The organism is Virgibacillus sp. FSP13 (genome assembly GCF_054048505.1).
In genome coordinates this window covers 113652-127358 of the sequence record NZ_JBSVKG010000002.1, presented here as the reverse complement: position 1 = coordinate 127358, position 13707 = coordinate 113652, and the positions used below count along the sequence as shown (strand labels likewise).

Here is a 13707-nt window from a genome sequence, read left to right as displayed (position 1 = left end):
AACTACTCCGTAAAAGCTAAATCGCTACCAGTTAACAAGATTAAATCATCTGCTGTGTAGTGGTCATTACAAAGCACCCTTACTGCATGCCTGCGTATCGAATGTTCAATTGCATTCCTTACATATCGGGCATTTGAAAAATTACGTTCAGCTTCCCGTGTCTTCTTAGATAAATGATTTTGTAACTTCCATTCAGCCTCTTGTGATAACTGATACTCCCGTTGTGAAACCATCTGTTTAGCGATATTCATAAGCTGATCAACATCATAATCTTGGAAATCCAAAATGAAGGGAAATCTGGATTTAAGCCCTGGGTTAAGCAATAAGAATCGCTCCATCTCATACGGATATCCTGCTAAAATTAAAACAAAGTCGTTATGATTATCCTCCATGTGTTTCACGAGTGTATCGATTGCTTCCTTGCCAAAGTCCTTTTCACCACCACGTGCTAACGAATAAGCTTCGTCAATAAATAACATTCCACCCATAGATTTTTGGATAATGGAGCGAGTTTTTTGAGCGGTTTGCCCGATATATTCCCCCACCAAATCAGCGCGCTCTGCTTCTATAAATTGCCCTTTTGATAATAGACCCATCTCAAAGTATAGTTTAGCAATCTTTCTTGCAACTGTTGTTTTCCCTGTTCCTGGATTTCCTTTAAATAACATATGAAGCACTTGCTTTGTACCGTTAAGACCCATTTGCTTACGTCTCTCGTTGATTACAATCGTGGCATATATTTCTTTAATGGTTTTTTTTAATTTTTCCATACCAATGAAGGATGAGAATTCCTGATCAATATGTGTAAATGGGCCATTTTTAACATGATTTATCTCCGTACCGCTCTCAATTTTCACGGTCTTTTTATCGTGGAAAACAATATTGATTTGCCCATTTTTATTGCGTACCATTTGCGTTTCCACTTCATCACCCCTTCGTCACTTTAGTATACGCGTTTTGTAAAATAGGTGTGACAAACGCCCATAACAGAAATTAGATACCAGAAGCGGTTATTATTTACTAAATCACGCAAAACGGACACCCATGGAGAGTGTCCGTTAAATTTTTCTTATTCTTTTTCTAGTGCCACGTTTTTAACAGGTGCAAATGTTGAAATTGCGTGTTTAAATATAAGTTGTTGCTTTCCATCTGTTTCAAATAATACAGTGAAGTTATCGAAGGCCTTCACAATTCCTCGCAGTTGGAATCCATTTGTTAAAAATATGGTAACTGAAATGTGATCCTTTCTAAGCTGATTTAAATAATTATCCTGAATGTTTACTGATTGTGCCATCGCATTTCCTCCTCTTTCTATCTGTATATATACTACTTCTACTTTTCTTCTAAGATTCCTGCTAAATCATTTAAAATAGTTCGAAATTTTTCATCAATTGAGTCTGGTGTAACGGTATACCAATGTACATTCATTTTATTTTTAAACCATGTATACTGTCGTTTGGCAAACCTTCTAGAATTACGTTTTAAAATGTCGATTGACGTATCAAGGCTTTGTTCCCCTTTCAAATAAGGAATAAACTCTTTATACCCAATCCCCCGCATTGACTGTTCATTTTCAAAACCTAAAGAATATAAGTTTTTAACTTCTTCTAACAGTCCCTGTTCCATCATACTATCAACTCGTTCATTAATGCGCTGATACAATGACTCCCGGTCCATCTCCAATCCTATAAAAATAGGATCATACGGAGATTGTTCTTGCTCTCGCGTATTTTCTGACATTGTTTTTCCAGTTGTTTCATAGATTTCAATTGCCCGTATCAATCGGCGGTGATTATTAGGGTGTATTTTTTCCGCTTGTTCTGGATCCACTTTCTTTAAGTAATTGTGTAGTTTGTATGGACCTTCCGTTTGAATAACCTTTTCCAATTGTCCGGTAAGTTCCTTGTCTCTTCTTTGTTCGGAAAAATTGTAGTTATATAATGCTGCTTGGATATATAATCCGCTTCCACCTACTATAATTGGCAAATGGCTATTTTCGGAAATCTGTTCGATATACTGTTGAACATATGTCTGGTAGTCAGCGACAGAAAAAACTTCATCTGGCTTCCTAATGTCTAACATATAATGAGGGATTCCCTGCATTTGTGTACTCGTTACTTTCGCAGTACCAATATTCATTCCTTTGTAAACTTGCATAGAATCCCCACTAATCACTTCACCATGAAAGGATTTAGCGATTTCAATACTCAATTTTGTCTTCCCAACTGCAGTAGGACCAACCACTGCGATGACATTTTGTTTCATCCTCATTCCCCTACGTTATTCGATTATTCATATGCTTGAAAGGCCCGGAGCATCCAAACGTATTTCTCTAATTTTGCTTGCAAACCAATTAAGAGATCACTTGTTGGCTCGTCCCTGGTTTCTTCAGCTAAGGGCAATCCCTCTTTTTTTATTTCAACAATTAATTGTTCGTAATCACGACGCAATTGTGCAATGATTTCATTTTCTTTATCATCTGCAGTTGCCTCTTCAAGTGTCGCTTCTTTCAAATATTTACTCATCGTTGCCAAAGGTTTCCCATTAATCATTAATATACGTTCTGCAATTTCATCTAGGTCATGAGCTGCTACACTATACATTTCTTCAAACTGAGCATGTAATTGAAAGAAATGTCTTCCTTGAACATACCAATGATACCGATGCAATTTTACGTACATAACGAAATAATTGGACAGTAATTGATTTAAAAAATTAATTAAACGCTGATTATCCACAAAACACACCTCGCATTTTCTACTAGCTTAGACGAGATCTATTCTGTTTATACATCCTTACATAACCCTTTTGAACATTTTCTCCAGTTCATACGTGGAAAAATGAACAATTATCGGTCTTCCATGTGGGCATGTGAATGGGTCTGTTGTTGAACGCAAGTCTTCTAATAAGCGAAACATATCATCTTGATTCAAGTAATGATTTGCTTTAATCGATCGTTTGCACGACATTAGAATGGCAGCATCTTCTCTAATCGCTTCAATATTAATTTTTTCCTCGTTCATGATTTGTGCGATCATCTCACGAATAACTTCCTCTTCAAAGCCTTGTGGAAACCAATTTGGATGGGAGCGGATAATATAGCTCTGATTACCAAATGGCTCAAAAAATAAACCGACTTTCTCCAGTTCTTCTTTGTATTGCTCAATAAAGATAGCTTCCTGCTTGGAGAAATCAAATGTTAATGGAAGTAATAATGCTTGTGATTCATTCGTTGTTTTTCCCAATTTCTCTTTAAAAAACTCATATTTAATTCGTTCCTGTGCCGCATGCTGATCAATCATGTATAGCCCGTTTTCATTTTGTGCCATAATATACGTTCCTTGTAATTGGCCGATCGGGTACATAGTTGGTACACGTTCTCGTCCTACTTTAACTGGTGGCTCATGGAGTGTAAGCTTTTCTTCTTCAACTGGTTGATCAGGTGGCTGATCTGATACTTGCTGTTGATCAAAACTTACATCTTGAAAATCCAATTCCGGTGCGCCTTTATCATAACTTGTGGCAAATGGTATCTGTGTTTCATTCACCTGTTTTTCCGTATTCCAGTTCATTGGTGATTCAGATTTTGGAACATCATCAAATGTTATCGTGTTTTGTATGGATTTTGGCGGTTGTTGCTTTTCTTTTCGTTCCAATTCAGGAATTAACGTTGTCTTTCGGAATGCTCCTTGAATTGTTTCTTCGATAGCGGTGAATAATTCTTTATCCTTACTAAACCGAACCTCAAGTTTTGCCGGGTGTACATTTACATCAACTAAGATCGGATCCATATTGATTGTAAGCACGACAATTGGTTGGCGGCCGATCGGTAACAGCGTATGATATCCTTTAATGATGGCTTTTGATAGTGGAATACTTTTAATATAGCGCCCATTAATGATTGTCGAAATATAGGATCGTGATGCACGGGTAACTTCTGGTTTGGCAATATAGCCCTCAATGGAAAAATCAAGTGTTTCATGCTTGATTGGCAACATTTTCTTTGCAACACTCATTCCGTACACATGGGCGATAACCTGCAAAAGATCCCCGTTCCCGTTTGTTTTAAAAAGCTGCTTGTCATTATGGGTTGCTTCAAACCTTATCGATGGATGTGACAATGCTAACCGATTTAGTAAATCAGTAATATGACCGAGTTCCGTATGAATTGTTTTCATGTATTTTAACCGTGCCGGTGTATTAAAAAATAAATCCTTAACAACAATTTCCGATCCTTTCCGGGCATCGCTTTTTCGCTTATCAATAACTTTACCACCTTCGATTTCTAGCACTGTCCCTGCTGCATCACCTTGTGACGTTTTTACTGACAATCGACTGACAGCTGCAATACTCGCTAATGCTTCTCCACGAAAGCCAAGTGTTTTGACATGGAATAAATCTGATTCATTTTTAATTTTGCTTGTGGCATGTCGTAAAAAAGCTGTCTCACAATCCGCTTCCGACATGCCATCCCCGTCATCGATGATCTTAATTTGCTGTAATCCCGCTTCTTGTATTTCTACTTTTATCCAAGTACTATTCGCATCAATACTATTTTCAATCAACTCTTTTACGACAGATGCCGGACGTTCTACCACTTCCCCAGCTGCTATTTTGTTTGCAAGCGCATCAGGCATTTGAAAAATCTTCATATTACCTATCCTTTCTAAAGCATTCCAACTCTGTAATCTTCCACTTTAGTTTAGTTTTGCTTTGTTAGCTTTTGCAATCGGTATAATTCATTCATAGCATCTAACGGTGTCATGCCGAATAAATCAAGATTTGCTAATGCTTGCTCTACGACAGAATCTTGCTTTTCTATGTCTTTCTTTTTCGCAGGCTGATTTTCTTCAACAAAAAATGATAATTGATTGGAATCATGACTTTTGGTCGTTTGTTCCTCTTGATCAACATCCTCAAATTCACGCAGAATCGAACTTGCTCGATCAATCAATGCTTCAGGTAAATTGGCAAGTTTTGCAACGTGAATTCCATAACTCTCGTCTGCTGCACCATCCATTATCTGGTGAAGAAACACGACATTTCCTTCATGTTCTTCTGCACGTACATGAATATTTTTTAACTTACCCAAGGAATCTTCCAACGCTGTTAGTTCATGATAATGGGTTGAGAAAAGTGTTTTTGCATGAATATTGTTGTGAATATACTCTACGATAGCTTGAGCTAATGCCATACCATCATAAGTGCTTGTACCTCGTCCAATTTCATCCAATAAGATTAAACTTTTATCCGTTGCATTCGCAATAGCATGGTTTGCTTCAAGCATTTCAACCATAAAAGTACTTTGGCCAGACACTAAATCATCCGCTGCTCCTATCCTAGTAAAAATTTGATCGAAAATAATTAAATCAGCTTCATCACATGGCACAAAACAACCAATTTGCCCCATGATAACAGTTAATGCTAGTTGTCGCATAAACGTACTTTTCCCGGACATATTTGGTCCCGTTATAAGAAGTACCTCTGTTTCTTTGTCAAGTTTAATATTATTCGGTACAAACGAGCCTTCTTTCATGACCTGTTCCACTACCGGATGTCGACCATTGTTTATTGACAGGTTATTTTTAACGAACTGTGGACGTTTATAATTATTTGCCTCACTAACGGTTGCAAATGCTTGTAATACATCAATTCGACTAACAACATCTGCCAATTCCTGTAATACTGGTATTTGTTCTTTTAATTGTTCACGAATTTCAATAAACAAATTATATTCCAGCTCAACACTTTTTTCTTCCGCTTCCAGGATAAGTTGTTCCTTTTCTTTTAATTCAGGTGTAATGTAGCGCTCTGCATTTGTTAGAGTTTGTTTACGTTCATATCTTCCCTCAGGCAATAAATGTAAATTAGCTTTAGTAACTTCAATATAATAGCCAAACACTCGATTATAGCCAATTTTTAACGATTTGATGTTTGTTTCCTGCTTTTCTTTTTGTTCTAATTCCGCAATCCACTTTTTCCCATTCCGTGATGCATCACGATACGTATCTAACGTTTCGTTATAGCCATCTTTGATGATACCACCCTCTTTGATTGAAATAGGTGGATCATCTACTAAACTAGTTTCTAGCATTGCAACAATTTGCTCCGGCCAATGAATAGCATTACGTAAATCTTTAATCTGTTTTTGAGGAAATTGTTGTAAAACAGCTTGTAATTCAGGTATTTTTTTAAGTGACTGTTTAAGCTGGATTAAATCACGCGCATTCACATTTCCATAGGCAATTCTTCCTGCCAGTCGTTCCAAATCATAAACAGACTTTAATGATTCTCGTAATGAATCCCGTTCCATAAATCCTTGATAAAATCCATCAACAATCTCGAGGCGCTCTTCGATTAGTTGCTGATTGATCAATGGGCGTTCTAGCCATTTCTTTAATAGTCTTGATCCCATTGCTGTAACCGTCCGATCTAATACCCACAACAGACTGCCATGTTTTCCCTTTTTTATAATTGTTTCCGTTAATTCCAGATTGCGCTTGGAGTACATATCCAATGACAAATAATCGTTTAGCTTAATCACTTTGGCAGGCTGTAAATGATCAAGCGAACGTTTTTGTGTGTGCTGGATATAATTCAATAGCCGGCTGAAGGCTTCCATTAAACGTTCATCATTTAAATCATCACATAGATTACGATATTCGCCGTTAAAGGTGATTTCATCCTGAAAAGATAATGTGACATTTAGTTTTGATTGTAAATCGTGCTGCCAATTTTCGGGCAGGCTAGACGAAATAACAATCTCTTTAATTGGTTGATTATACAATTCGTGAATAACTGATTCCCATCCATGTGTAACCATTGCCAGCCGATTTTCACCGGTAGATAAATCATTATAGACAATGACAAATGTCCCATCTTGAAAATGGGAAAGACTAGCAATATAGTTATTTTCCCGTTCACTCAGCATGTTCGTCTCCATGACTGTACCAGGGGTTATTAGTTGCACAACTTCTCGTTTCACGACACCTTTAGCAACTTTCGGATCTTCCACTTGCTCACATATTGCTACCTTATAACCTTTCTCAATTAAATTTTTTATGTAATTGTCCGCTGAATGATAGGGTACACCACACATTGGAATCGGTTCTTTCTGTCCTGCATCCCGTTTTGTTAGCGTAATCTCAAGCTCCCTTGCAGCCTTAGTTGCGTCATCAAAAAACATTTCATAAAAGTCACCTAGGCGAAAAAATAAAAAAGCATCCTTATGCTCAGCCTTTATTTGTAAATATTGCTCCATCATTGGTGTATATTTTGTCATCATTAATCCTCCAAAAAAACCGAATATATATTGTACCATTATAGCATAAATTACAATCTTGAAGCGACTGGATAACACGCACTGACTTGAAAAGAAAAAACTTACGAGAGAATTTATCCCTCGTAAGTTATCTAGTCTTTACTACTACTGCTTTCGTTCAGGAAGTCAGGATTTACATCACTTAGTTCATCATCTGTAATATCAAAACCCCAATCATCGTCATCATCATAATCGTGCTCTTTTGGACTAACGCGAACGTTGACTTTTGTTTCACCAATTATTTGCACAACAAATTCACGCTCAATTTCAACAACGATTTTGTGACCTTGATTCGCAATTTTGCATTCTAAACAGTTAGGCTGTTGTACCACTTTGCAAATTACATCATAGTCATCGTTTAAACAGTTGTCATCCTTAACAGATAACGGAATATAATCACAGTAAGTTACTCGCTCTGTTACGACTTCTGTTTTTGTATTATCATTGTACGAATACCAAATGTTAATATCGTAGCTACCATTTACCTCAACCGTATCCTCCGATTTTTTCTTGGCATTATACAAATGATTAATTACCCAACAACCGAGTATGCTTGATGGCCTATGTGATGGTGTTACAGAATGCGTTGCTTGCGTAAATTTTCGTCCCTTTCCACAAACGGCTTTCGTAATGATTTCTCTATATTCTTGATCAAGAAAACTCATAATTACGTATACCTCCTTTTTCTCATAGTCATTTTATGCAAGACAAATACCTAAAGTGCATAACTGATTCTATGAAAGCAAAAAGAACGATACAATGTGGAAGGTTACGAACAAGAAATCCAAGTGAGTGTGAGCGCACCCCGCTTGGATTTCTAATTAATGACTACATGCAGAGCCGTTATTCACCTTGGAACCAGTTTCACCTGAAAGCAGGTCACCACCAGTTGATTCAATGACATTATTTGTCACTTCTCTGGCAATTGTACCGGAAACGAGTTGTAATACATCATTTACGACAATTTGCGTTTCTTTAAATTCTTGTACAACAGGAATTTCATCGATCTCAGCTTGTAGGCGATCAATTTCTTCCTCCACTTTTTTCAACGCTTCCTTTTTTTCATATGCTTGAAAATTAACTGCTTGTTTCTGTAGCGTTTTAATCTTATTGATTAATCGTTGTACCTTTTTATTTTCGTTAATCTTAGCTTCAACTTGTTTAAAACGATCAATTTCTTCTGTATTTGCAAGCATTCCTGCTAATTTTTTTGCTTGGTCTAATATTTGAGTGCGTGTATATTCAGCCATATTTAATTCACCTCAACTGTATTTTCTACCATTATACCATTTAATGACCATGTTTTCGCTTCTGTTATTTCCACTTCAACGATTTTTCCGATTGCTGATTTTGGTCCTCTAAAGTTTACCAGTTTGTTTCTTTCTGTGTAGCCAGCAAGAACATCCGGGTCTTTTTTACTCTCACCCTCAACAAGTACTTTAACGATTTTTTTATCGTATTGTTTCATTGATTCGGCTGATTGTTTATTTACAAGGTCATTCAAACGATAGAGTCGTTGCTTTTTCACTTCTTCCGGCACATCATCCTTTTTGCGCGCTGCTGGTGTACCTTCGCGAGGTGAATAAATAAATGTATATGCCGCTTCAAAACCAACTTCTTCAACGAGTGTCATTGTTTCCTCAAATTGTTCCTCTGTTTCATTTGGAAAGCCAACGATGATATCGGTTGTTAATGTAGCGTTTGGCATAGCTTTTCGGATTTTACGGACCAATTCTAAATAGTCTTCCCGAGTATATTTGCGGTTCATTTTCTTTAACACTTCACTACTGCCAGATTGAACAGGTAAGTGAATATGGTCAAGCAGATTACCACCTTGGGCAAGTACTTCGATTAAGCGATCATCAAAATCACGCGGGTGTGACGTTGTAAAACGAACACGTGGAATATCAATTTTATGGATATCATCCATTAAATCCCCTAGCCCATATGTCATATCCTCGAAGTCTTTCCCGTAGGCATTCACATTTTGGCCAAGTAATGTCACTTCCTGATAGCCCTGTGCAGCCAGATGGCGAATTTCCTGAATAATATCCTCTGGCCTGCGACTGCGCTCTTTCCCACGAGTCATCGGTACAATACAATATGTACAGAACTTGTCACAGCCATACATAATATTCACCCATGCTTTAATTTTTCCTTTACGTGCTTTCGGTAGGTTTTCAATAATATCGCCTTCTTTGGACCATACCTCAACAACTTTTTCCTTGCCAAACATAGCTTCTTTCACTAACTGTGGAAGACGATGGATGTTGTGCGTTCCAAAAATCAAATCTACATGTTGATGTTTCTTCATGATTTTATTCACAACAGATTCCTCTTGTGACATACACCCACAAACACCTAAAATTAAATCTGGTTTTTCCAGTTTTAATGGTTTTAAGTGACCGATCTCGCCAAATACTTTGTTTTCGGCATTTTCCCGTATCGCACATGTATTTAATAAAATAATATCCGCTTCATTTGTGTCAGAAGTTGACTCATAGCCCATATCTGTTAAAATACCCGCCATAACTTCTGTATCGTGTTCATTCATCTGACAGCCATATGTACGGATAAGAAACTTTTTCCCTTTTCCAATGTTCTCCATGTCTTCTGGAATGCCAAAATCATAATGAACGTTTACTTTATCCCGACCGCGTTTACGTGCTTTATTAAGATTTGGCGGTTCATAGGTCGTTTCAAAGTATTTCGCAAAATCCACACTTGTTTTTTCGCTTAATGGTTTGTCCTGTCCGGATTTTTTGTCCGCGGCATCTACCTGTTTAATTTGCGCTTGTTCTTTTCGTTGTTGTTCATTCATAACGAGACTCCTTTCTTTATATAAAACGTATTTACTATCAATTTTCGTACATTATTACAGTATAAAGCTTATATTTAAATTAAACAATACATGAACCATGATCGCAAACAAAAACCTTTTGTAAACAGGAAGGCTACCAAAAATGCACATAAAAATAGTGCTACGTATTCACGCAACACTTATTTTATAAATCGTGTTCAAAAAATTGCCAAATTAGAAGCAAGCCAACGAAGAGATTCGCCGCTTATTATTTGGTTACCTTTTGAACAACCTCTTATAATGATTCATTATCTAGGTTCTACAATCAGTTTAATTGCTGTACGTTCTTCATTATCGATCATAATGTCGGTAAAGGCTGGAATACAAATCAGATCAACTCCACTTGGTGCTACAAATCCTCTGGCAATGGCTACTGCCTTCACGGCTTGGTTTAATGCACCTGCGCCGATTGCTTGAATTTCCGCTGAGCCACGTTCTCGTAAGACGTTTGCGAGTGCACCTGCTACTGAATTTGGACTTGATTTAGCTGACACTTTTAATATTTCCATTACTAGTACCTCCTTCATTTGCTAATGTAGTTCTACTGCTACTATATTCTTGGAGATGATAGCTTATTACCTTATTATGCAGGAAGAATTCGAATAATTCAAATTTCAACTAAAAAAAGGATGGTCATCATTGATTAAAATACGCTCTACATTGGAAGCAAGACCGGTTTTATCGTTAATTGTCACTAAAAATCCATTTAATTGTGTTCTTCCCTTTTTATCGACTTCAAAACGCACAGGCAAATTTGTGAGGAATTTATTCAGAACTGCTTGCCTTTCTGTACCTAAAATAGCATCATATGGTCCAGTCATCCCTACATCCGTAATATATGCTGTACCTTGAGGTAAAATGCGGTCATCAGCTGTTTGTGTATGTGTATGTGTACCAACGACTGCACTAACTCTTCCATCGACATACCAGCCCATTGCTTGTTTTTCACTCGTTGCTTCCGCATGAAAATCAAGAAAAATGATATTCGTCCGCTTTTGTGCCTCAGCTATTAATTTATCTATTTTTCGAAACGGATCATCAAGAGGCGGTAGGAAGGTTCGTCCTTGCATGTTAATAACAGCTATTTCCGTACCATTTAAATTATAGAAAACCAAACCTTTTCCGGGTGTATCTTCCGGAAAGTTAGCTGGACGAACCATGTATTTGGCATCATCAATGAACTCAAATATGTCTTTTTTGTCCCAAGTATGATTACCCATTGTAATCACTTGAGCACCCCATTCTAAAAACTGCTTATAAATTTTTTCTGTAATCCCTTTCCCAGATGCCGCATTTTCTCCGTTCACAATTGTCATATGCGGGCGGTATTTTTCCTTTAATTTTGGTAAATATTCTTGTACCATATCTCGTCCTGGTGAGCCTACTACATCACCAATAAATAATATTTTCATCTGTCTTAATCATCCTATCTAGTATAAGTGTGTGCTGAAGGAAGGATAAAAATCAGGGTGGCTAAACCGTTAGCATTATGCCAGCAACGCCTACACAAAAATTAAATGTGCCCTTTTTATCCGTGCTTTTTGAACAACCTTTATAAGTATTATTAGTGTTTCATAACAAATATGTCTTGTCAAAATTAACGACAAAAAATAAAAGCGGCCACATGACCGCTTTTATTTTTGTCCAGTTTCAGCAATTACTGCTTCCACATTTGTTATTTTGCATATTCAACTGCTCTTGTTTCTCGGATAACCGTTACTTTTATATGCCCTGGGTAATCAAGTTCCCCTTCAATCCGTTTGCGAATATCCCGTGCTATTCGCACCGATTCAATGTCATCGATTTCATCAGGTTTAACCATTATACGAATTTCTCTTCCAGCCTGAATTGCAAATGACTTTTCTACACCTGTGAACGATTCTGAAATCTCTTCTAACTTCTCTAAACGCTTAATGTAATTTTCAAGCGTCTCACTTCTTGCTCCAGGTCTAGCGGCAGATAGTGCATCTGCGGCAGCTACAAGGACAGAAATGATTGAAGTAGGTTCCTCATCGCCATGGTGGGAAGCAATCGAATTGATTACAACCTCATGTTCTTTATACTTCATTGCAAGTTCTTTACCAATTTCTACGTGGCTACCTTCTACTTCATGATCAATCGCTTTACCGATATCATGAAGCAAGCCAGCTCGTCTTGCAAGTGTTTCATCTTCACCTAATTCTGCAGCAAGTAGCCCAGCTAAATATGCCACCTCTGTGGAATGCTTCAACACATTTTGACCATAGCTTGTACGGTATTTTAAACGACCAAGAATTTTAATTAGGTCTGGATGTAGACCATGCACCCCAACTTCAAATGTTGTTTCCTCGCCAACTTCCCGTATATATTCATCAACCTCGCGTCTGGCTTTATCCACCATTTCTTCAATCCTTGCAGGGTGAATTCTACCATCCTGTACAAGCTTTTCTAAAGCCATACGAGCAGTTTCTCTCCGAATCGGGTCGAATCCTGATAAAATAACTGCTTCTGGTGTATCATCGATGATTAAATCGATTCCTGTTAACGTTTCTAATGTACGTATATTACGACCTTCACGTCCGATAATACGTCCTTTCATTTCATCATTTGGAAGGTTTACAACAGATACGGTTGTTTCAGCAACGTGGTCTGCAGCACAACGTTGTAACGCAAGGGAAAGAATACTTTTTGCCTTTTTATCAGCTTCTTCTTTGGCACGATTCTCAGCTTCTTTTATCATTAATGCTGACTCGTGTGTAACCTCTTGTTCGATACGCTCTAAAATTACCTGCCTTGCCTGGTCAGTTGTATATCCTGAAATGCGTTCAAGCTCCGTTTGCTGCTCTTGTATCATAGCTTCCACTTTGCTTTCCATTTCTTCAATTTGTTGTTGTTTTTCTGTAAGCGATTGTTCCTTTTTCTCCAACAAGAGTTCACGCTTGTCCAGTGTTTCACTTTTTCTGTCCAGATTTTCTTCTTTTTGTGTCAGACGATTTTCCTGCTTTTGCATTTCGTTTCGTCTTTCTCGTAATTCATCCTCTGTCTGCTGGCGAAGTTTATGATTTTCATCTTTCGCCTCAAGAAGTGCCTCTTTCTTAGCGGCATCTGCATTTCGATGTGCCTCATCAACTATTTGTTTCGCCAAATTTTCTGCACTAGAAATTTTAGCTTCTGCAATAGATTTACGAATCAGATAACCAACAACAATACCGACGATTAGGGTAAGCAAAATGGAGATGATTAAAGTAATATCCACGGAATTCACCTCCTATTGCTATAAAATTGTACAATTCATTATTGTCGGCATGTACCATGTTCAATGAATAAATAACCAAAAATTGTATAACAAAGATTATAAAATTATACATATTAATTTTAATTCCCAAGTCAACCAATGTCAAGGAAACGTCACAATTAAACTGAATTTGTTTAAAAAATGCAACATTCATTTGTCCACGATCGAAATTGGTGAAGTTATTTATACGTAAATTATATACAAAAAAATAATCCTCCGCAGAATTGGCAAAGGATTACAAACTAATTTATT

General features: G+C 37.2%; 12 protein-coding genes. All 12 read right to left on the bottom strand.

Going from position 1 to position 13707, the window contains the following annotated elements; translation table 11 throughout:
* Positions 1 to 2: 2 nt before the first annotated feature.
* The 12 genes from spoVK to rny all read right to left on the bottom strand — a co-directional run bounded on the left by spoVK (position 3) and on the right by rny (position 13416).
* Complete coding sequence (spoVK, locus tag ACW2QC_RS02460) at positions 3 to 911, bottom strand: stage V sporulation protein K (RefSeq protein ID WP_457542399.1); 909 nt, start codon at positions 909 to 911, stop codon at positions 3 to 5.
* 158 nt (positions 912 to 1069) lie between these two features.
* Positions 1070 to 1294, bottom strand: a complete 225-nt coding sequence (gene hfq, locus ACW2QC_RS02455; protein WP_457542398.1) for an RNA chaperone Hfq — start codon at positions 1292 to 1294, stop codon at positions 1070 to 1072.
* A 38-nt stretch (positions 1295 to 1332) separates the two neighbouring features.
* Complete coding sequence (gene miaA / locus ACW2QC_RS02450; RefSeq protein ID WP_457542397.1) at positions 1333 to 2265, bottom strand: tRNA (adenosine(37)-N6)-dimethylallyltransferase MiaA; 933 nt, start codon at positions 2263 to 2265, stop codon at positions 1333 to 1335.
* 23 nt (positions 2266 to 2288) lie between these two features.
* Positions 2289 to 2738 carry a Dps family protein gene (locus ACW2QC_RS02445; protein ID WP_457542396.1) on the bottom strand — a complete coding sequence of 150 codons (450 nt, stop codon included), beginning with the start codon at positions 2736 to 2738 and terminating at the stop codon, positions 2289 to 2291.
* Positions 2739 to 2795: 57 nt separating this feature from the next.
* A complete protein-coding gene (gene mutL / locus ACW2QC_RS02440; protein ID WP_457542395.1) occupies positions 2796 to 4652 on the bottom strand; it encodes a DNA mismatch repair endonuclease MutL in 1857 nt (618 codons plus the stop codon).
* A 50-nt stretch (positions 4653 to 4702) separates the two neighbouring features.
* Entirely contained in the window at positions 4703 to 7282 is a 2580-nt protein-coding gene (mutS, locus tag ACW2QC_RS02435) for a DNA mismatch repair protein MutS (RefSeq protein WP_457542639.1), read from the bottom strand.
* 131 nt (positions 7283 to 7413) lie between these two features.
* Positions 7414 to 7986 carry an outer spore coat protein CotE gene (gene cotE / locus ACW2QC_RS02430; protein ID WP_457542394.1) on the bottom strand — a complete coding sequence of 191 codons (573 nt, stop codon included), beginning with the start codon at positions 7984 to 7986 and terminating at the stop codon, positions 7414 to 7416.
* Between the two features lie 156 nt (positions 7987 to 8142).
* Entirely contained in the window at positions 8143 to 8571 is a 429-nt protein-coding gene (locus ACW2QC_RS02425; RefSeq protein WP_457542393.1) for a RicAFT regulatory complex protein RicA family protein, read from the bottom strand.
* A gap of 2 nt (positions 8572 to 8573) precedes the next feature.
* Positions 8574 to 10142 carry a tRNA (N6-isopentenyl adenosine(37)-C2)-methylthiotransferase MiaB gene (gene miaB / locus ACW2QC_RS02420; RefSeq protein WP_457542392.1) on the bottom strand — a complete coding sequence of 523 codons (1569 nt, stop codon included), beginning with the start codon at positions 10140 to 10142 and terminating at the stop codon, positions 8574 to 8576.
* Positions 10143 to 10429: 287 nt separating this feature from the next.
* Positions 10430 to 10690, bottom strand: coding sequence for a stage V sporulation protein SpoVS (gene spoVS, locus ACW2QC_RS02415; protein ID WP_028782854.1), 261 nt, complete (start codon positions 10688 to 10690; stop codon positions 10430 to 10432).
* 105 nt (positions 10691 to 10795) lie between these two features.
* Positions 10796 to 11593 (bottom strand): TIGR00282 family metallophosphoesterase, encoded by a 798-nt coding sequence (locus ACW2QC_RS02410; RefSeq protein WP_457542391.1) that lies wholly within the window; start codon positions 11591 to 11593, stop codon positions 10796 to 10798.
* A 263-nt stretch (positions 11594 to 11856) separates the two neighbouring features.
* Positions 11857 to 13416 (bottom strand): ribonuclease Y, encoded by a 1560-nt coding sequence (gene rny, locus ACW2QC_RS02405; RefSeq protein WP_457542390.1) that lies wholly within the window; start codon positions 13414 to 13416, stop codon positions 11857 to 11859.
* Positions 13417 to 13707: the final 291 nt, after the last annotated feature.

Excerpts from the sequence above, each read along its gene's own strand:
- miaA (WP_457542397.1), bottom strand. The coding sequence starts at position 2,265 with ATGAAACAAAATGTCATCGCAGTGGTTGGTCCTACTGCAGTTGGGAAG.
- cotE (WP_457542394.1), bottom strand. The coding sequence starts at position 7,986 with ATGAGTTTTCTTGATCAAGAATATAGAGAAATCATTACGAAAGCCGTT.
- spoVK (WP_457542399.1), bottom strand. The coding sequence starts at position 911 with ATGGTACGCAATAAAAATGGGCAAATCAATATTGTTTTCCACGATAAA.
- spoVS (WP_028782854.1), bottom strand. The coding sequence starts at position 10,690 with ATGGAAATATTAAAAGTGTCAGCTAAATCAAGTCCAAATTCAGTAGCA.
- ACW2QC_RS02425 (WP_457542393.1), bottom strand. The coding sequence starts at position 8,571 with ATGGCTGAATATACACGCACTCAAATATTAGACCAAGCAAAAAAATTA.
- ACW2QC_RS02410 (WP_457542391.1), bottom strand. The coding sequence starts at position 11,593 with ATGAAAATATTATTTATTGGTGATGTAGTAGGCTCACCAGGACGAGAT.
- mutL (WP_457542395.1), bottom strand. The coding sequence starts at position 4,652 with ATGAAGATTTTTCAAATGCCTGATGCGCTTGCAAACAAAATAGCAGCT.
- hfq (WP_457542398.1), bottom strand. The coding sequence starts at position 1,294 with ATGGCACAATCAGTAAACATTCAGGATAATTATTTAAATCAGCTTAGA.
- mutS (WP_457542639.1), bottom strand. The coding sequence starts at position 7,282 with ATGACAAAATATACACCAATGATGGAGCAATATTTACAAATAAAGGCT.
- miaB (WP_457542392.1), bottom strand. The coding sequence starts at position 10,142 with ATGAATGAACAACAACGAAAAGAACAAGCGCAAATTAAACAGGTAGAT.